This window comes from Lactobacillus sp. ESL0263, from assembly GCF_003692845.1.
In the GTDB taxonomy this organism is placed as follows: Bacteria; Bacillota; Bacilli; order Lactobacillales; family Lactobacillaceae; genus Lactobacillus; species Lactobacillus apis.
On sequence record NZ_REHL01000004.1, the window covers coordinates 192,858 to 213,140 of the forward strand.

Annotated in this window: 20 protein-coding genes; 17 read left to right on the top strand and 3 right to left on the bottom strand. The window is 35.3% G+C overall.

Features of this window, described 5'->3' with window-relative positions; all coding sequences use genetic code 11:
* Positions 1-19: 19 nt before the first annotated feature.
* Complete coding sequence (locus F5ESL0263_RS02905; RefSeq protein WP_122034733.1) at positions 20-1,459, bottom strand: APC family permease; 1,440 nt, start codon at positions 1,457-1,459, stop codon at positions 20-22.
* A 161-nt stretch (positions 1,460-1,620) separates the two neighbouring features.
* Between F5ESL0263_RS02905 and F5ESL0263_RS02910 the strand changes: the two genes are divergently transcribed.
* The 17 genes from F5ESL0263_RS02910 to F5ESL0263_RS02990 all read left to right on the top strand — a co-directional run bounded on the left by F5ESL0263_RS02910 (position 1,621) and on the right by F5ESL0263_RS02990 (position 18,650).
* The gene (locus tag F5ESL0263_RS02910; protein WP_122034735.1) at positions 1,621-3,147 is read left to right on the top strand and encodes an SH3-like domain-containing protein; all 1,527 of its coding nucleotides are present in this window, start codon (positions 1,621-1,623) and stop codon (positions 3,145-3,147) included.
* Between the two features lie 152 nt (positions 3,148-3,299).
* Positions 3,300-4,004 (top strand): lantibiotic protection ABC transporter ATP-binding subunit, encoded by a 705-nt coding sequence (locus F5ESL0263_RS02915; protein WP_122034737.1) that lies wholly within the window; start codon positions 3,300-3,302, stop codon positions 4,002-4,004.
* On the top strand, positions 3,997-4,725 hold the full coding sequence (locus tag F5ESL0263_RS02920) for a hypothetical protein (protein WP_074425560.1): 729 nt from the start codon (positions 3,997-3,999) through the stop codon (positions 4,723-4,725). Before F5ESL0263_RS02915 ends, F5ESL0263_RS02920 begins: the two co-directional genes overlap by 8 nt.
* On the top strand, positions 4,718-5,449 hold the full coding sequence (locus tag F5ESL0263_RS02925; RefSeq protein WP_122034739.1) for an ABC transporter permease: 732 nt from the start codon (positions 4,718-4,720) through the stop codon (positions 5,447-5,449). Before F5ESL0263_RS02920 ends, F5ESL0263_RS02925 begins: the two co-directional genes overlap by 8 nt.
* Positions 5,450-5,723: 274 nt before the next feature.
* Positions 5,724-6,752 carry an ornithine carbamoyltransferase gene (gene argF / locus F5ESL0263_RS02930; protein ID WP_122034741.1) on the top strand — a complete coding sequence of 343 codons (1,029 nt, stop codon included), beginning with the start codon at positions 5,724-5,726 and terminating at the stop codon, positions 6,750-6,752.
* A gap of 427 nt (positions 6,753-7,179) precedes the next feature.
* Positions 7,180-8,211 (top strand): sugar-binding transcriptional regulator, encoded by a 1,032-nt coding sequence (locus tag F5ESL0263_RS02935; RefSeq protein WP_046306514.1) that lies wholly within the window; start codon positions 7,180-7,182, stop codon positions 8,209-8,211.
* Between the two features lie 52 nt (positions 8,212-8,263).
* Entirely contained in the window at positions 8,264-9,280 is a 1,017-nt protein-coding gene (gap, locus tag F5ESL0263_RS02940) for a type I glyceraldehyde-3-phosphate dehydrogenase (RefSeq protein ID WP_046306516.1), read from the top strand.
* Positions 9,281-9,383: 103 nt separating this feature from the next.
* Positions 9,384-10,595 carry a phosphoglycerate kinase gene (pgk, locus tag F5ESL0263_RS02945; protein ID WP_046306517.1) on the top strand — a complete coding sequence of 404 codons (1,212 nt, stop codon included), beginning with the start codon at positions 9,384-9,386 and terminating at the stop codon, positions 10,593-10,595.
* Between the two features lie 24 nt (positions 10,596-10,619).
* Complete coding sequence (gene tpiA / locus F5ESL0263_RS02950; RefSeq protein ID WP_074425556.1) at positions 10,620-11,375, top strand: triose-phosphate isomerase; 756 nt, start codon at positions 10,620-10,622, stop codon at positions 11,373-11,375.
* A 183-nt stretch (positions 11,376-11,558) separates the two neighbouring features.
* The gene (locus F5ESL0263_RS02955) at positions 11,559-12,029 is read left to right on the top strand and encodes an SLAP domain-containing protein (RefSeq protein ID WP_122034743.1); all 471 of its coding nucleotides are present in this window, start codon (positions 11,559-11,561) and stop codon (positions 12,027-12,029) included.
* A 14-nt stretch (positions 12,030-12,043) separates the two neighbouring features.
* On the top strand, positions 12,044-12,625 hold the full coding sequence (locus F5ESL0263_RS02960; RefSeq protein ID WP_122034745.1) for a hypothetical protein: 582 nt from the start codon (positions 12,044-12,046) through the stop codon (positions 12,623-12,625).
* Between the two features lie 195 nt (positions 12,626-12,820).
* The gene (locus F5ESL0263_RS02965) at positions 12,821-13,432 is read left to right on the top strand and encodes a hypothetical protein (protein ID WP_122034747.1); all 612 of its coding nucleotides are present in this window, start codon (positions 12,821-12,823) and stop codon (positions 13,430-13,432) included.
* Between the two features lie 68 nt (positions 13,433-13,500).
* On the top strand, positions 13,501-14,076 hold the full coding sequence (locus tag F5ESL0263_RS02970) for a GDSL-type esterase/lipase family protein (RefSeq protein WP_122034749.1): 576 nt from the start codon (positions 13,501-13,503) through the stop codon (positions 14,074-14,076).
* A gap of 92 nt (positions 14,077-14,168) precedes the next feature.
* A complete protein-coding gene (locus tag F5ESL0263_RS02975; protein WP_122034751.1) occupies positions 14,169-15,023 on the top strand; it encodes an aldo/keto reductase in 855 nt (284 codons plus the stop codon).
* Positions 15,024-15,035: 12 nt separating this feature from the next.
* Positions 15,036-15,431 (top strand): MerR family transcriptional regulator, encoded by a 396-nt coding sequence (locus F5ESL0263_RS02980; protein ID WP_122034752.1) that lies wholly within the window; start codon positions 15,036-15,038, stop codon positions 15,429-15,431.
* A 155-nt stretch (positions 15,432-15,586) separates the two neighbouring features.
* Positions 15,587-17,155 carry an ABC transporter ATP-binding protein gene (locus F5ESL0263_RS02985; RefSeq protein ID WP_122034754.1) on the top strand — a complete coding sequence of 523 codons (1,569 nt, stop codon included), beginning with the start codon at positions 15,587-15,589 and terminating at the stop codon, positions 17,153-17,155.
* A 265-nt stretch (positions 17,156-17,420) separates the two neighbouring features.
* Positions 17,421-18,650, top strand: coding sequence for an MFS transporter (locus F5ESL0263_RS02990; RefSeq protein ID WP_122035600.1), 1,230 nt, complete (start codon positions 17,421-17,423; stop codon positions 18,648-18,650).
* Between the two features lie 131 nt (positions 18,651-18,781).
* On the opposite strand, the gene F5ESL0263_RS02995 is transcribed toward F5ESL0263_RS02990, so the two are convergent.
* Together F5ESL0263_RS02995 and F5ESL0263_RS03000 are read right to left on the bottom strand one after the other, a co-directional pair.
* A complete protein-coding gene (locus F5ESL0263_RS02995; protein ID WP_046306534.1) occupies positions 18,782-19,303 on the bottom strand; it encodes a hypothetical protein in 522 nt (173 codons plus the stop codon).
* 10 nt (positions 19,304-19,313) lie between these two features.
* On the bottom strand, positions 19,314-20,189 hold the full coding sequence (locus F5ESL0263_RS03000) for a Cof-type HAD-IIB family hydrolase (protein ID WP_122034756.1): 876 nt from the start codon (positions 20,187-20,189) through the stop codon (positions 19,314-19,316).
* Positions 20,190-20,283: the final 94 nt, after the last annotated feature.

The following is a 20,283-nucleotide window of genomic DNA, read 5'->3' on the forward strand; positions in this document are numbered from 1 at the left end:
ATTAATCTTTAATTAGTATTTACTGTTCTTTAGCATCTTGATGGTGCTTAATCGTTGGTAAAATCATACCAAGTAAGAATAAAACAATTGGGGTAGCAATATTCAAGCATAATGTAAATGGATCATCAGAGTACATTCCCATTAAGCAACATGCAACTGTAACAATTAATCCCCAAACACCAAGCGTATATGCAAGCCATTGATGCTTAGTCATTTCGTAGTTTTGGCCATTGTGGAACTTAGAAGCCTGCTTACGTAATGCAATGTAAGCAATGAATACCCATAAATAACGCATTGGCATCACGATAGAGTTTAATTTAACTAATTGTGCCATGACTGCTTGAGCGTTTGGCATAATAGCTTGTAAAACAATTAGACCACCGGATAAGCAAACAACCATCCAAATACCGTTGATGTAGGCACCATGCTTGTTAACTTTCAATAGTTTCTTAGGGATATAATCTTTAGCTTCCTTACTACCTAATAGGATACGTAATGGAGCATCAATACTGATTACTAAAGCTGAGAATTGTCCAATAACGTTGCACCAAGCATAAATGTACATGAACAATCCACCAACACCGTAGTATTGGCCCAATTTATCAAAGGCCATGTAAGGTCCGTTAGAGATGTATTCGTTTAAATTGGCGTTGACAACCTTAGGATCAAACATCATTGCCAAAGCAATTGTTCCTAAAATTGCGGAAATCATGACCATTCCAGCTAAACCTAACATTGATTTAGGGAAGTTACGAGAAGGATCTTTCAGCTTGTTTACATATGGTGAAATCTTTTCAGCTCCACCAACTGCGAATACTAAAATTGATAGTGAAGTAAAGTACTTGAGGTTAAAGTCAGGTACAAAATTCTTCCAGTTCCAGCTGATATTATTAAAACCTGCGTGAGGATTAATCATAGGTGCTGCATACATCATGATAATGAATAAAATTGACATGATGAACATTGATGAACCAGCAATCGTTGACAAAGTCTTAATAACTGGCACACCACGACTAGCAACCCAGCAGAAGAATAAAAAGACAGCAAGAGTTGCCAATTGAGTCCAAGTAGTAGGTAAACTGTCATACCAAGTGGTATTGCCAAAAATACCCCAAGACATACCTCTTAAGCCACCAGTACCTTTACTTGAGATATAAACGACATGAACAGCCCAGAAAGTCCAACCAGCATAGTATGCCCATTTGGGACCGATTGTAGCATTAATCCATGATGAGACTCCACCTTCGGAGTTTTGAAAGACAGAGCCAAGCTCACCAACCATTAATGCATAAGGGATGAAAAACAGAAGGAAAATAATAATCCAACTGAGAATAACTTTTGTTCCATCGAAATAAATGAACCCATTAACAACATTACCAAAGCTCCAAACAATAGAGAAGGCCATAGTTGCTAGGGTGGGCCACATCATTTTTTTGGAATTTTCTTGCGATGTTTCCATAACCTAGTTCTCCTTACAGAAAAAATAATAACTTTGATATTGTAACGCAGAGGATTATAAAAATCTAATTTTTGTTAGAATCCTAAAAATGCGCTATTGATTTAACTTTTTAAAAGTGTGAAACTATCTATATATGTTTTATTAGGAGGGTAAAGAATTTAATGAAGAAAAAGTTTATAAGTAAGTTGCTAGTTGCCTGCTCAATTATGGTAACTGGCTTATTTGTCGGGAGTAACACAACTGAAGTAAATGCCAAGAGCTACCACAAAGCTGTGACTAAAATTGCTGGTAATGGTAACTATGCTATTTATCATAAGGCAAGCAAAAAGGGCCCATCAGGTAAATTTACTTCAACTAAGTATTTTAAGCATGCTCAAATTCAATCTAAGCAATCACTTGATACTAAAAAGGGTAAGTTTTGGAAAATTATTGTTGATGGACGTACAGTTGGCTGGGTCAGCCAAGACTTTTTTGCAAGAAACAAAATTGCAGTCGTTTCTAAAGTAAGCCTAGTACAAAATCCAAGTTTTTCATTTGATACAAGAGATGCAATTAACTATGCTACAAATAGTGAAGGAACAGCTGTTAACGCAAATAAAGTTAAAGTTTCAACGTCTAGTGTTAGTTCCGCTACCCCTGGCGCTACAACAGTTAATTACAGCTACGGCAATGCAAAGGCAAGTACAGTAGTAACTGTTCGTGCTGACAAAAATGAAGGTATAACTAGAGCTTCTATTACACCTAAAAAAGGTCCTAAAGAAGTTTCTACTTGGAAGGGCAGTTCAAAATCTAGTTCAAGAAATTGGAATGCAGCTCATCACTTTACTTTCGAAACTAGACCGAATACTTTTAAATCAAATGGCTTAACTCTTAAAACTAAGTTTTTCCAACCTCGTTTTGTCAGTTTAGATTACAACAAGGCGGCTGATAAAATGGGACAAGTTGGGGTAATACCAGAAGGAATAACTGTACGCGGTTCCAACTTTACAGTTGCTGTCTTCAATTCAAGTAGTGATCAATACGGTCACTTGGTTTCATATGATTTAAACCATGTTAGCAAGTATGGCGCACAGAATTTACCAGGCTTAAAATGGTCAACTTTCAAAAAATATGCATCACATATTAAAGTCAGTCCATACATTAAACTTGGACACGGACAAGCAATCGGCTCTTCGGCAAATTATATTTATGTAATTGCTAATGATAATAAGGTGAAGAATTCAACTGCTTCTGAAGAAATTTATCAAATTCGTAAGTCAGATATGATGGTTAACCAAATTTGGAGCTTCAGAATTTGGAGTGGCTCATCACCAAGATATATTCACAATGCAACATTCCCTGATGATAACACGATGTACTGCTTATTCCATAATGGTGGCAATGGTTATTATGAATACTGGAAAGTAACACGGACTGGTGATTCTTGGGTACCAGAAGAAGTTGGTGCAACCAAGGGTAACTTTGTCAGCAACCATTCACCTGTTCAAGGATTTACTTATGATCCATCTCATGACCAATTCTACGTTGGCTTTAACGACTACATTTTCAAAGTGGCCAAAGACGGAACTTACAAGAAGACGCATCATTTCAACGTAAAACGTGAGCTTGAGGGTCTGTCTATTTCCGGTAATAAGATTTACGCTGAATTTGCTCAACGTGGAGAATTAACGGTCGGTAAGACTAAATAAAATGAATTAAAAACAGTTTTCCGAAAGGAAGACTGTTTTTGTTTTAGTCCGGATTAATAATAAATTGACTTTTCTTATAAAGTTTGCATATTATTTTAATTATTATATAATTTCATTTATAGTATTTTTAAAATAGTTTAAGGAAGGCCCCTATGCAAAACATACTAGAAACAACTAACTTAACCAAAAAGTTCAAAAATCAAGTTGCACTTGATCATGTTAATATACATGTACCTGCCAATCAGGTTTATTGCTTGCTTGGACCAAATGGAGCAGGTAAGACGACACTGATGAAAATTTTGACTGGAATGATTTCAGCCACAGAAGGATCGATTTCCTTTGCTGGACATGAATGGTCTAGAAAAGATCTTGCGTCTATCGGTTCGTTGATTGAGAATGCCCCATTATATGGCAACCTAACTGCAAGAGAAAATTTGCAGGTTATTTGTAATTTGCGAGGCGTAGATACTAATGAAATAGATAATATTTTAGCAACAGTGGGTATGAATCAAACTGGAAAGAAACTTGCTAAGAATTTTTCTTTAGGTATGAAAGAACGATTGGGAATTGGGTTAGCCTTAGTTGGTAGTCCTAAGCTATTGATTTTAGACGAGCCAACAAACGGACTTGATCCGTTAGGAATTCAACAATTACGTAACCTGATTGCTGAATTTAAAAAGAAAGATATCACAATTATTATTTCAAGTCACATGTTATCAGAAGTTGAGCATTTAGCAGATAACATTGGAATTATCGGAAACGGTAAACTTCTCTTAGAAAAGCCGATAGATCATCAGGAAAACTTGGAAGAACTGTTTAATAGTACGTTGATGAAAGCTGGTGTTACAGGTGCTTAAAGCTCTATCAATAGAAACTCTTAAAACTAAAAGAACTCTTGTTAGACAATTAATCTGGGTTTTTCCATTCTTAGTAGCAATTGTCACTTTTCTATTATTTGCAGCAGCCGGCTATGTGGCTCAAAGCATAATTAATCAGTGGAGTTGTATTTGGTTTCCATTATTTTTAGCACTCATCATTGGGCTAAATGATCGCCATGAAAAAAATAGTACTGAATATAAAATGATTCTGAGCTCACCGGATGATTTATTTAGTTATGAATTAGGTAGAATACTTCATGGGTCTCTGCAAGGTCTGATTACTTCCCTTGTCCTAGTTATTTTGGTTTGCGTACTTTCATTTGTGACAGTTACTAGTGTTTCAGTCTCCTCAATAGTTTTGGCGATTTTGGGATTATGGCTTGTGAATTTATGGCAAGTACCTTTATACACATGGATTAGTCGTTTGACGAATATGTATGTTACAGTGCTTATTGCGGCTATCGGAGTTTTTATTGGCATAGAAATTAATGAATATGCTTGGGGAAAAATTTGGCCATTTACTTGGTCTGAAATTTTCCCAATTTCTCTAATTAAGATTAAAATAAATGGGCTTCCGATAGCAAATACTTCAGGTTTATCGAATAATTACTGGACGATTGGAGCAGCACTTGTTTTATTTGTGATTTTAAGTTACTTAGGTGCTAGATCATTCAGAAATCAGGTAAAGAAGAATGATTAATAAAATATTTAAAGCCGAAAACGCAAAATTAAAGCGTAGTTTTTTATTATACATGCATTTATTTGTGCTACTTATTTTCCCGCTAATTATGGGACTTTACTATGGAAGTAAGAAAAATTTTGTTAATTCCCAAACCATGGTTATAAGTTTTTATGAAATATTAGCAATTGTTTCTCCTTTAGTCATTAGCGTTGTGGTTTGTCTTGTTTTTGATAGAGAAGAAAAAGCCGGCGGCTGCAAAAATTGGTTGTCCAATCCTATAGGGAAGGGCAAAACTATAATGACGCAATTGCTGTACTATTGGCTGTGGTATTTTGTTGAAATAGTAGGGACAAGTGTTTTTTACTATTTGATTCTAAAATATGGGTTCCGTGTAACGGGCATCTCCTTCTTAAAGCTTCTTCTAACAAGCATTGCTTTTGCTCTTTTTGGCTTTTTGCAATACGCAATTGCTCAATTAATTGTACTTAAATGGAACGTTGGGGGAGCGATGATTTTAGGATTTTTTGGATCCGTAATTTCTGCTTTAAGCATTACAGTTATCTTCGACTTTATTTGGCCGATTGTACCCTGGTCATGGCAAATTTACTTGATTGCTTTTTGGCAGAAAGAAATGAGTCTTGGTTTCCAAAAAGTCATAGGATTATTGATGATAATTCCACTCTTCTTAACAGTTATATTTAGCCTGTTGATTGAAAAGGCATTTAGAAACTGGCAACACTAAAAGTTCTAAGTTGAATCATTGCGTGCCTGACATAAATATAAAAATTAGAGTAGCGCATTATAATTCAGATGAGGACTAACTTTCGATTTTTAATCGAAGTTAGTCCTTTTTGCTTAAAAATGAGATATTAAGATGCTAAAGTATGTGAATAATGTTGCTATGTATGGCAATGTTTAAGACTTTTTATAATTTCAGTAAAATCATTTTTCAAAGGAAAGATATCAGTTATCATTTTAGTCTGATAAAACCAAGTATTTTAATTAAGGAGAACCTTTTGACTAAAAGAGATTTTATTGATACCTGTAATTTTTCGCAAACTGAAATGCAATATATGGCCGAACTGGGCTTAAAGCTAAAAGAGGCAATTGAGCACGGATATTATCCACCGTTACTAAAGGGCAAAAGTTTGGGGATGATTTTTGATCAATCCTCAACAAGAACGCGTTGTTCTGCTGAAGCTGCAATGACTGAATTAGGTGGTCATGCACTATATTTAGCGCCTGGTCAAATTCAATTAGGCGAAGGTGGTCATGAAGGATTAGCGGATACCAGTCGTGCTCTAGGGGACTTGCTTGATATTATCGGAGTTAGAACAGCTAGCCAAGAAGATGTTGAAGAGATAGCTCAAAATTCTCGTGTTCCTGTTGTTAACTTTATGACCGATGATGATCATCCTACTCAAGCATTAGGTGATTTGATTACCATTAAGGAGTATTTACCTGAAGATAAGAAACTATCTGAAGTAAAGCTTGTTTTTGTCGGGGATGCTACGCAAATAGCTGTTTCAGCAATTTATCTGTGTGCGCAAATGGGCATGCAATTTGTGCAATATGGCCCTAAAGCTAAGCAAATGCCAAAGAAAATAGTAGAAAAAGCACAAAAAATTGCTGACAAAACAGGTGGTACAATCACTTTATCTGAAGATGAAGCAGTTTTAAAAAACGCAGACTTCATTTATACAGATGTTTGGTACGGCTTATATGACCAAGAACTGAATAAAGATGAATACATGAAGATCTTTTACCCTAAATATCAAGTTAATGACGAGTTAATTGCAAAAACCGAAAATCCTAATGTTAAATTTATGCACTGCTTGCCTGCTAATAGGGGCGAAGAGGTCAGTGCTTCTGTTCTTGAAGGTGAAAAATCAATTGCGTGGGAGCAAGCAGCCAATAAAAAAGAGGCTATGCGCGCAGTGTTTGTTTATTTACTTAATGCCAATTTTGCTACAGACACTGATTCAATCAAGATTGCTAGTCAGTATCAAAGTGAATTGCAAGAAATACTAGAACAAAGACCGTAAAAGCAAAAAGAGCTAAATGACAACAAATCATTTAGCTCTTTTATTGTTTAATTATGGGTCCCCTGAGAGTCGAACTCAGATTTTAAGAACCGGAATCTTACGTGCGATCCATTACACTAAGGACCCAATTAACACTTGAACAAGTATAGCAGAAAAAAACAAAAAATTGAATTCTTTTTGTTCCAAAAGCTAAGCAGGACTCAGTTATTACTTAAAACTAAGGAAAAAGCAGTTAAATTATTAAGACTTTCTAATCGGTTCATTTTTGCTTGAATTATTTTTTGGTGGTTGATATACTATAGATGTCGATTGAGGAATGAAGAATTTAATTGATATAAGTTCACGTTTCTCTTATATTTTTAGACAATCTGGGACAAAAAATGACAATAGGTAGGTCAAAAATGTCCCGGGAGAAGGAGAGAAGTCGATGTACTCGGAAATTCCTGTGCTAGAAGCTCTCGTTCCTGACATTTTAAAAGTTTTTCGACAAAGATATCTTGTTCTAGAGCAGATATCACTTAAAGCCCCAATTGGGCGTAGAAGTGTTGCTCAGTCTTTAGGACTTTCTGAAAGGAATGTTCGAACTGAAACGGAGTATCTTCGTGATCTCGGCTTAATCGAGATTAAAAGCTTTGGAATGTTTATGACAGAAAAAGGTCAGAAGATGTTGCAGGATGCAGCGCCAGTGATTGATCGACTATTCAATGCACGTGAAACTGAGGTTGATTTAGCTCGTAAACTTGGAATTGAACGGACGATTATTGTTCCTGGTGATAGTGACTTGCAAGAACTTGTTTATGAGCGAATGGGTGAAGAACTCAATTCAGCTCTTGACTTACTTTTGCCTCTAGGACACTCAATTATCACTGTTTTAGGTGGAGCTGCACTTGCGAAGTCAGCAAAAAATTTGTCTAGAAATTTAGGTAAAAATCGGCAATTAGAGTTTGTACCTGGTAGAGGTGCCTTGGGTGAAAATGTTGCGATTCAAAGCAACACAATTGTTCAGGAGATGGCACTGAAAACAGGTGGTAAATATAGAACTTTATATTTACCTGAGCAGGTTTCTACAGAAGCCTATAAGTCACTGATTCGTGAATCAACTGTTGCTGATGTGCTTGAAGATATTTCAAAAACTGATGTTGTCATTCATGGAATAGGGCTAGCTCAAGATATGGCGCGGCGCAGAGGATACGATTCGGTTCGTTTGTCTGAGTTGCGTGAAAAAAAGGTCGTTACCGAATGTTTTGGGTGTTTTTTCGATAGCGATGGTAAGATTGTCGACCGCGTGCATCAGGTTGGCTTGCAGTTCGAAAATCTGAACAAAATACCTCACATATTTGCCTTTGCTTGTGGTGGCAGAAAAGCCAAAGCAATCAAAGCTTATATGCCTAATGCTCCTCATCAAACCTGGTTAATTACTGATGAGGGAGCCTCAAAGAAGATTTTAAAGGAGAAATAATTCTCATTTAAAATAAAAAGATGTTTATAGTTCTTAAGGAGGACTTTAGAATATGACAGTTAAAATTGGTATTAACGGCTTTGGCCGTATTGGTCGTTTAGCATTCCGTCGAATCATGGATTTGGGCGAAAAGTCAAAGGATATCGAAGTTGTTGCTATTAACGACTTGACTACTCCAGCACTTTTAGCACACTTATTGAAGTATGACTCAACTCATGGTACTTTCAACCACGAAGTTTCAGCTACTGATGATTCAATCGTTGTAGATGGTAAGAAATACCGTGTATACGCAGAACCACAAGCTCAAAACATTCCATGGGTTAAGAACGATGGTGTTGACTTTGTTCTTGAATGTACTGGTTTCTACACTAGCAAGGCTAAGTCACAAGCTCACCTTGACGCTGGTGCAAAGAGAGTCTTAATTTCAGCACCTGCTGGTAACGACTTGAAGACTATTGTTTACTCAGTAAACGATGATACTTTAGACGCAAGCGACACAATCGTATCTGCTGGTTCATGTACTACTAACTCATTGGCACCAATGGTTGACGCTTTGCAAAAAGAATTTGGTGTTAAGGTAGCTACTATGACTACTATCCACGCTTACACTTCAACTCAAATGCTTTTGGATGGACCTGTTCGTGGTGGTAACAAGCGTGCTGCTCGTGCTGCTGCAGTTAACATTATTCCTCACTCAACTGGTGCTGCTAAGGCTATTGGTCTTGTTGTTCCAGAATTGAACGGTAAAGTTAACGGTCACGCACAACGTGTACCAGTTACTGATGGTTCATTGACTGAATTAGTTTCAATCCTTGACAAGAAGGTAACTGCTGACGAAGTTAACTCAGCATTGAAGAAATACGAAAGCCCATCATTTGCATACAACGATGACGAAATCGTTTCAAGTGATGTTGTAGGTATGACTGCTGGTTCAATCTTTGACCCAACTCAAACTATGGTAACCACTGCCGGTGACAACCAATTAGTTAAGACTGTTGCTTGGTACGACAATGAATACTCATTCACTTGCCAAATGGTTCGTACTTTGTTGAAATTTGCTACTCTTTAATCTGTAAATTAGATTACTGAATAAGTAGTAAAGAGAAGGCGGAGGGAAATTCTTCCTTCCGCCTTTTTTTCAAGAAAAATAATTAAGTTATCGGAGGATATAGATGGCTAAATTAATCGTTTCAGACGTTGATGTTAAAGATAAAAAGGTATTAGTTCGTGTTGACTTTAATGTTCCTATTAAAGATGGCGTGATTGGTGACGATAACAGAATCGTTGCTGCACTTCCAACTATTAACTACATTATCGACAATGGTGGTAAGGCAATCTTACTAAGTCACTTGGGTCGTATTAAGTCAGATGCAGATAAGAAGGACTTATCACTTAAGCCAATCGCTGATCGTTTGAGTGAGTTATTGAAGAAACCTGTTACCTTTGTTCCTGAAAATGAAGGTAAAGAAGTTGAAGATGCTATTAACAACATGCAAGATGGCGATGTTGTTGTTCTTGAAAACACTCGTTTCCAAGATATCGACAACGACTTTGGCAAGCGTGAAAGCAAAAACGATCCTAAGCTTGGTGAATACTGGGCATCATTAGGTGACGTTTACGTTAACGATGCCTTTGGTACTGCACATAGAAGCCATGCTTCAAATGTTGGAATTGCTGAAGCAATGAAGAAGGCTGGTAAGCCTGCTGCAGCTGGTTTCCTAATGGAAAAGGAAATCAAGTTCTTAGGTGATGCTGTTGCAAATCCAGTTCACCCATTTGTTACTATCTTAGGTGGTGCAAAGGTTTCTGATAAGATTGACGTTATCACTAACTTGATTCCTAAGTCTGACCACATTTTGATCGGTGGTGGTATGGCTTATACTTTCTTAGCAGCACAAGGTCATGAAATTGGTAAGTCATTATTTGAACCAGATAAGGTTGACTTGGCTAAAGAATTGCTTGAAAAAGCAGATGGTAAGATTGTTTTACCAGTAGATAACTTGGCTGCAACTGAATTCTCAAATGATGCTGCTCGTAAAGTTGTTGGTGACGACATTCCTGAAAACATGATGGGTCTTGATATTGGTCCTAAGACTGTTGAAAAGTTCAAGGACATCTTGAAAGATGCTAAGACCGTTGTTTGGAATGGACCAATGGGTGCATTTGAAATGCCTAACTTCGCTGAAGGTACTCTAGAAGTTGGTAAAGCATTAGCTGATTTGACTGATGCTACTACTATTATCGGTGGTGGTGACTCAACAGCAGCTGCTAAGCAATTAGGTATTGCTCCTAAGATTACTCACATCTCAACTGGTGGTGGAGCTTCATTGGAATACCTTGAAGGTAAAGAATTGCCAGGAATTGCCTGCATTTCAGACAAATAAGCTATCAGAAAGGACAATAATTAAATGCGTACACCAATTATTGCTGGTAACTGGAAACTAAACATGAACCCAGAACAAACTGCTGAGTTTGTAGCTTCTATTAAAAATGAGTTACCAGAATCAAGTAAAGTAGAATCAGTAATTTGTGCTCCAGCTGTTGACCTTGATGCATTGAAAAAGGCTGCTGAAGGTTCAGAATTACATGTAGGTGCAGAAAATGCCTATTTCGAAACTGAAGGTGCTTTTACTGGTGAAACTTCTCCTAAAGTTCTTAACGAAATGGGAATCGATTACTGCATTATTGGTCACTCAGAGCGTCGTGAATACTTCCACGAAACTGATGAAGATATTAACAAGAAAGCTAAAGTTTTATTTGCTAATAACGTAACTCCAATCGTTTGCTGTGGTGAATCACTTGAAACTCGTGAAGCTAACAAGCAAGAAGAATGGGTAGTTGGCCAAATTAAAGCTGATTTGGATGGTTTAACTGCTGAACAAGTTTCAAACCTTGTTATTGCTTATGAACCAATTTGGGCAATCGGAACTGGTAAGACTGCTAGTTCAGAGCAAGCAGAAGAAATGTGCAAGACAATCCGTGAGACTGTCAAGGACTTGTACGATGATGAAACTGCTGAAAATGTTCGTATTCAATATGGTGGTTCAGTTAACCCAGCTAATGTTAAAGAATTGATGGGTAAGCCAAATATTGATGGAGGTTTAGTTGGTGGTGCATCACTTAAACCTGATTCATATTTAGCTTTGGTAAATTACCAAGACTAATTTTAACTGTATAAATGAAAAAGCCTCTGCTATTTGCAGAGGCTTTTTTGTTTATCAAAAATTTAGTACCAGGGTATTACTATAAAGTGAGCAAAGCACAAGTTGTTTTTTATAAAATCGTGTATTAAAATTTAGTATATTAAATAAAATAGTCATTAAATTAATGATCGTTAGGAGAAAATAATGAAACTAAATAAATTTAATTTAAGTTTGTTTTTAAGCACCTTACTTTTATTTTTTATAAGTCTTGGTTCGACAACTACAGTTTGTGCATCAGAAAATAGTAATACAGCTGTTGTTGCAAAAAAGTCCACGATCTACGTGCCAGATGAAAAACTATCTGCATATGTGCGTACAAAAGGAAGGGTAGAAAAAGGAACAAAAGTAAGTTTACTTTCTTCTATAATTTCAAACGGCCGAAGTTTTGATGAAATTTCAGATGGTAAGTTTATTCTGGCTACTAACCTAAAAGGTACGAGCCGCAAATTAAAGAAAGATACGTATGTTATTTTTGCAGATGGTGGGAAATTAAAAAAGTTAAAAAAACATACGAGAGTAATGACATACGGACTACCAGTCACAGGCTATTTAGATAAAAAGTACTATACGGAAAAAAGTGGAAAGTTTATCAAAAAGTCAGCTTTTATTAAATAAGAAGGGAAAGAATATTGAATAAACAAATAAAGAACAGCAAAATAAAGATACTTATTGCTATAACTACATCTTTGGCTCTTGGATTATTTGTAGGAAAAAGTAATGATAGTAACTTCTTCACTACAAACACGGTTGTTCAAGCAGCTCATGTAAAAGGTAATTTAGGAAAACTGACTACACCGAAGAAGATGCGCGGTACCTGGTATGGCAAAGCTTTTGATATAAATTATAAATCAAACACAATTGATAAATTAAGAGTAAAAGCGCATAAAATCGGTTCTAATGAATTACATAGACAAGATAGTAATGCTAAGGGAATTAAGAATACTAAGCAAACCAGAAATTGGGTAAGGGCTTTTTACCCTGTAACTTTTAAAAAGGACAAAAACATAAAATATATCTCGATGTTACCTTGGTTTAGTCCTGTTGCATCAGGTAGGAGTTTAGGTTTATATCATTACAAAGGACATCGCGTTTTAATTGAAAGAACTACATCTTCTTATAGAATAACTAACGTTTATTGGCGCTCGGCTAAGTTAGCTAGAATGTATGGTGGGACAAAGCCAAAAGAGTTAAAAACATTTGCTCAATGGTAAATTATTTTTGTGATAGTTTTTCTTATGTTTAAAATGAAAGGCCTCTGCTATTTGCAGAGGCTTTTTACTTGGAATAGTTTTGGTTAACAGGAATAATATATATAATTATATATTTAAATCACAAAAGACACTTTTATTGTTGAAAATAACTGATATAATATTAAATTATCTCAGGTTCTCAGGAGGCCGAAAAAAATGAAAAGTAAGAAGATTTTAACAATGCTTGCAGCCGCAACAGTTGCTTTAACTACTGCTACACCAGCACTAGTAAATCAACCAGCTCAAGTTCAAGCTGCCACTGTTAAGAAAAATAAATATGGTTTTAACAAACTATATACTTTCCCCAAAACTTGGCGTGGTAAGTGGTACAGCACCAATAATTTGACACCTAATCCAATGAATATTCAAAAGAATTCATTCGATACGCCATGGGCAAATGACCATGTTAAGGCTGTTGAAGTTGGAACAGTTAAGGGAACGAAAAAGTACCCTTGGCAAATGTCCCGAGCTTGGAAGTCAAAGAACGCTGATTTATTTGCTAAGTATGCAAGAGTGACAACTAAGACTATGAACGGCGACAAGTGGACAATTGTGAGTCCAGTCGATGAAAAGTCAACTAAGATGGGTTATGCTTTTACTGTAAAAACTGAATTGATTGATGGAAAGAAAGAATCTGTTTTATTCCAATCACATCCTCAAGTGGGTGAAGTTACTAACCAATACTTCAGAACTGAAGAATTAGCTAAAAAATATGCTGCTCATGAATTCAAGAATATGAAGTATAGTAAAGTAAATCCTAGAAATTAAAATAGACTGTAGTTACAATTTAACTGTAACTACAGTTTTTTTATTGGTTTTAATTGGAGAAGCTTCAAATGAAATTGCTTTTAACAGGTGATAGCATCATTGCTAGAAAAGAAGGCTTGAAAGAGCCACGACTTGACTACACTCTAAAGAAGAAAAATTCTAATATAGAGACGATTAATACCGCAGTACCAGGAATTAACTCAGGTGCATTTTTTGCTTTGATTTCTGACCTTGTCCTTAAGATAGACCACTGTGATAAGTTGATTCTATTACTTGGAACAAACGATTTGGCGCTGCATAAAAAGGTTCCATTGGAGCAGTTTAAGCAAAACATGGCATTAATTATTTCCAGCATCGTTTGCTTATATTATCCAAATAAAGTCATAATGATTTCTCCGCCTGCAGTTGATGAGCATAAACAGAAAAAGCGAACTAATGATGTTGTTGCTGTTTATACAGCAGAATTGGAACAAGTAGCAAATAACTATAAAATACATTTTATTAACCTTTTTGAAAAAATGGTTAAGCAAGGAAGCTTGACAACTCTTTGTCAAGGCCAATTAGATGATGGTTTACATTTTGGTGCTGCAGGGTATGAGCTATTGGCTGACTTGATTATTAAAGAACTTGATAATAATAGCTAAAATTGGCAATAAATAGTAGATTCAACCTTGCTATGGAGTTAACTCTAACGTTTATACTAACTCTAACAAAAGAATTTTTGGGAGAGTTAAAAATGGAGAAAATAACATTAAATAATGGGGTAGAAATGCCCCTTTTAGGGTTTGGTGCTTTTCAAATTACCGATTTAACCTTAGCTGAACAGGTAGTAGAAGATGCAATTAGATCAGGGTATCGCTTAATTGATACAGCCTCTTCATATGGCAACGAAGAGGCGATAGGACAAGCCATAAAAAATAGTGAAGTTGATCGTGCTGATATATTTGTTACAACAAAACTATGGGTATCGGACACCGGTTATGAAGCAACAAAGAGAGCAATTTTAACTTCTTTAAAGAAACTTCAGTTGGACTATTTAGATTTATATTTAATTCATCAACCGTATGGTGATGTTTACGGCTCTTGGCGAGCAATGGAAGAAGCATATCAAGCAGGTACAATTAGAGCAATTGGTGTTTCGAATTTTACAGCAGACCGTGTTTTGGATTTAGAGCTATACAATAAGATTTGTCCCGCTGTTGATCAAATTGAAGTTAATCCATGGATGCAACAAAAAGATGATGTTCCTTTTTTGCAGAAGCACAATATTCAACCGGAAGCATGGGCTCCATTTGCTGAAGGAAAGCAGCAAATATTTACTAATCCACTGATTGCTGAAATTGGACAGAAGTATCATAAGACCGTAGGGCAAGTTATTCTACGTTGGCTACTTCAAAGAAAAATTGTTGTGATTCCAAAATCAGTTCATCATGATAGAATAGTCGAAAATAGCCAAGTCTTTGATTTTGAATTGACTCATGCAGAAATGGCACAAATTAAAACACTAGATGAAAATAAAAGTCAGTTTTTTGATCATCGGGATCCAGCAGCTGTTCAAAATATCCATGATCTAGTAAGAAATGTTGATTAAGGAAATAAAAGTTTGAATATCAATGAAGTGAGCAAAAAGTTTGGTTTACCAAAAGACACATTAAGATATTGGGAAAAAGAAGGATTAATCCCTGCGATAAAGCGTGATCAAAATGGTTATCGCGTTTATAGTGAATACGATCAAAACTGGATTTTTTATATTTTAGTTTTGCGTAAGGCTGGGATGCCGGTTAAAAAGCTGAAGCAATTTGTTGCACTATATTTGCATGAACCACAAACCAGAAAAAAGCGTCGTGAATTATTAGAAATGCAACGTGATGAACTAATAAGGCAAAAACATGATATTCAAAAGACAATTAACTATCTAACTTATAAAATTGATCATTTTGATGACCAACTTCTGACATTCGAAAATGAAAAGCTAGCATATGAGAAAAAGGTTGATTAATTAGCAAAAGACATTACCCCCTGTAGCCCGGTAATGTCTTTTGCTATCTTCTTGAAGTTTAAACTAAACATAAATAAGCATTTTTCACTAATTGACAGAATAAGTGAATAATATTAGAGTTAAATGAAAAAGTGATTGTATATAGGAGGCACAACATGCACAAATATCTTAAGCAACATTTATTTTCTGTCGGGTGTGCCTGCTTATTGTTGTTAACCAATTCATTTCTGCAAGTTTTTGCTGCTACCAAAATGGCAGATTTAGCTAATGCTTTAATTGCGAAGAATATAAATCTTTTTGGTCAACTACTGATGCTGATTTTTTTACTATGGTTTATTTCTTTTATTATTTCCTTTTTTGAAAGCTATATTGAAGAAAGTGCAACTCAAGACATTTTAACTGATATCAGAAATGATATTGCAACAGCGCTAACTGAAATGCCGGAGAGTGATTTTCAGAATAATCCAGTGGACTATTACGAATCGTATTTGCAAAACGATGTTAATCTCATTCAAAGAGAAGGTGTAAACACCTTTTTCAGGATTGTTCGCTTCAGTGGCAATGCAATTTTTGCTTTAATTGCATTATATCTATATAGTCCAATTTTGTTCATTACTGCTATTTTTTTAGTAGTTTTAATTGTATTAGTACCTCGGCTTTGTAAAAAATACCTTAGTAATGGAGTGGAAGAGATATCTAAAGCTAACGAAAAATTTCTTAAGTATACTAGCAGTGGATTACACGGTTATGAGACCCTCTTTGTTTTTAATGCCCTGTCAGAGATAAAAAAGCTCGTTGATACGGGCTCTAGTATATTGAAGAAAGCAAATGTTCATAACGCTATTAGGAGATCGATTGTCGACATTATTACTAGTGTAGTAAATATTGGTAGTCAGCTAATTATTTTAGGAATTACTGGATTTTTACATTTCAAGGGTGTTTTGAGTGCTGGAGCTATTTTGTCGACAGCAGAATTAGCGACAAAAGTCTTTGATTCAGCTGGAATAATTAATCGCTATTTAGCTCAATTACTTTCAACTTCTGGTATTTTTGCCAAAGTTTCTAAGCTAAAAAAACTTGTTATTCCAGACAAACAAAAGTTTGATCTGGCATCCTTTCCAATGCAATTTAAGACACTGGAATTTAGAGATGTGTCGTTTTCATATCCTGGTTCTAGAACAACAATATTAAGTCATTTTTCTTATGCCTTTACTAGGGATAATTTTTATAAACTAAATGGTGATTCTGGCAGGGGAAAATCAACATTGCTTAAGTTAGCAACTGGTCAGCTCAAACCAAATTCTGGTGAAATTCTTTTAAATGGAATTAATATTAATCAAATCCCACAAAAAGTCATAAACGAGTTGATTATATACTTACCTCAAAAGGTTACAATTTTCCCTTACTCAATTAACTATAATATTTTATTAGGACGAAAAGTTAATTTGGAAAAATTAACCTCAATAAAAGAAAAGTTTGGAATTGATGATTCATGGCAATACAATTCTCTTTCTGGAGGACAGAAACAACGAGTTGCATTAGCTCGTCTCATTGATTCTACTAACAAGCTTGTTTTACTTGATGAAAGTTTTTCAAGCATTGATTTGAAATCGTCGCAGGATTTACTTCAAATGTTTTTGAAAGATTGTAAAACGATAGTTTTAGTTTCTCATCGAAATAATGAAATTGGCGATTTTCCAGTTAAAAATCTCACTTTAAAGTAAAAGCTGGAACAAATGATTTAGCAAAAAAGAAGATTTCTAGGCTATTTGCTGCAGGAAATGTAACTATACCAATATCTGGAGTTTCAGAAGCAATACATTCAACTCAAATCACAGGATTCTATGTAGGACGTTTATTAAAGAAAAGTACTATTGCTAATCCAAGTGTTAGATTTTTTCCCCTGAGAAGTCAACTGGGACAAAAGCTTGCAACATAATATTGAAGAGTCAAGACAGAAAATGGATAATATTTAAGGATAGAAAAGTGATGATAAAAAAGAAATATTTAAATGTTTATAAATTACTAACTGGACGGGTAGCAACTAATATTGCTGATAGTTTATTCTATATGGCAATTCTTTGGTACTTTAAAGAAACTGGTCATTCACCATTAATGGTAGCGCTAATTTTTTCAATTGAAGCTGGAATTGACATAATTTCGTTTGGATTTGGTCCGCTAATTGATCGTTTGTCCGTTAAAAAATTGCTAAAATATTCAACTCTTATACAAATTGTAATTAGTGTTATTATCGCGTGTGTACTATACCTTAAGCAAAATAATGTAATCATTGACATATTTTTACTTCTATTATTTGGTATATCAACAATATTATCATCAATTATTTATCCAACAGAATATAAGCTGTTGCCCGTGCTTGTTGAGAAGAAGGATCTCTTGCATTTTAACGGCCTTTTTCAGGTAAGCTACAAGATATTGGACTTAGTACTAGACGGTATAACCACCTTTATTATTGCTACAACATCTATCAGTATAACCATTATTATATCAGCGGTTATTTTTACCATAGCGCTCTTTATCTATGCAAGAGTACAAATTAATATGCTCGCAAAAGATGTACTAAAAAGTGAAGAATACTTTACAGGCTCCTATTTAAAAGATTTACAAGTTGGTTGGGTTACTTTGAAAAGTGAGAGTAATATTATTGAATTAATATTACCGTTATGTGTGGTTAACTTCTTTTTTGGCATTTATGATGTTGGATTGCCTTATTTTGCGGAAAGCTATATACATGACTCGGCGATTGGCTATGGAGGATTGCTGATGGTGTCCTCTATAGGAAGCATACTAGGAGCTCTTGTTATACAGCATTTTAAGTTAGGAAAAAAGAATATGGAAGCTTTTATTACTTTATGCTTCTTGGGAGCGGGAATATTTAGACTCTTGGTTCCATTAACTGTAAAAACTAGTGTGATTTTCGCCTTGATTAGCTCTGCAATCTCTTCTTTATGGATTACAATGATGAACATTGATTTTGAAACTCTAGTTCAAACAAGCTTTTCATCAGCAATTTTAGGTAGAATTGATACTATCAATGACAGTATACTTTCGCTAATGATACCGTTAGGTACATTTGGGGGAAGTTGGATTATAGAAAAATTTGGCTCAATAAGTACACAATACGTTTATGGAGTGGCATTATTAGTTAGTGCAATCTACTATTTTGGTGTAACAAGATATAGAAAAAGATTAAAATAACTCATTTTTTGATTTGGCTGAAATATATCTTTTTTGATGACCAATTTCTGACATTTGAAAATGAGAAGTTGGCTTATAAGAAAAAGGTTGATTAACAAAAGGAGCACTACAATTAGTAGTGCTCCTTTTGCTTAGTTGAATTTAACATTATATTTACGTCCAATAGGTGGGAATGTTGGTAATCGCAGAGGCGTTGTATGCCATTGTGTAAAGAGGGTGGCACACAGTAAAATAAACGGTACATCTTCTGGGCGAGCAATATTACAAGTTAAAACGACTCCATTTTTCTTGATATCCGTTTCAACCGTAGCCACTGTTTTAACCCCAGATAAAAAGCGATATTTTCCGTTTTTGATACTACCTGTAACTAAGTAATTAAGTCTAGTAATATAAAAAAGATTCGACACAGAGTTGTTGAAGCGTTTGACTTTAACTAAAGAATGATTGACAACGTCAATAGTATAAGATGAAATTATGCCATTACCATCAGTATAAAGCCGACCAATTTCAGTTTGCTTATATGTCTTCAAATAAAGTGTATGGTTAGGATTATCAAGATTACCTTGAATTAAGTATTTGATTTTGCCTTTTTCATTTGCAACGGGAATTTGACCGTATTCTTGCTTTTGAGTTAGTTCTAGTAAATAGCGCATTTAAGCACCTCTATTCTTTAGCATTTTCGCTAATAAACTGTTTTAAAATATAAGCTACTCCATTTTCATCATTAGTTTTTGTTTGTACTTGGGCTAATTTCTTAATTGCTGGAACCGCGTTGCCCATAGCTACACCTGTACCTGCATCCCTAATCATACTCTCATCATTAAGGTTATCGCCAATTGCAGCAACTTCTTCTCGCTTCAGGCCTTTCTTTTTCGCGTATTCCATCAATGCAGGACCTTTTTGTGCCTTAGCATCATTAATCTCGATATTAGCTGGGGAGCTTGAAGTCACTGCCACGTCTCCCAAAGCCATGATTTCCTTTTTTGCCTCAACAAAAGCTTCAGGTCCATGTCCATCAAAGGAAATTATCTTCATTACTTCAAGCTCTGGATCGTTTAATAGGTCAGTAAAACTGTCAACATAAGTCATGCTTAACATTGCATTACTTCCTGCTGCTGTTGCTACTGCTTTTTTAAAACTTAGGCGCGGATTAAGCGCAGTTAATGCACGAGCTAAATTAACTACTCGTTGGCTAATGTCTTTTGAAAAAATCAAGTCTGAGGTTACAAGCTCATAATAAATGTGGTGGCGGTCCAAAATGTCCGCTACTTGTTTCGCTTTGGTTGGTGGCAACGGATTTTTAACCTGTAGCTTACCATTTGCATCAAATACAAGTGCACCATTAATGTTAATAAAACCTGTGTTAATACCAAAATCTTTAATTACTTTACGCGATTGTTCAGGTGAACGTCCGGTTGCCACCAAGAACTCAATTCCACTTTTTTGGGCCGCTTTAATTGCGGCTACGTTTTCGTCTGAGACGGTAATATTACTGTTAAATAATGTGCCATCAAGGTCACAAGCTACTAATTTAATCAAGATAAGAGATGAGCCTCCTTCGTAACTGAAGCGTTTTATTATTTCATAATCATCTTAACATAAGTAGAGAACATGCCGTTTATTATTTTTTTAA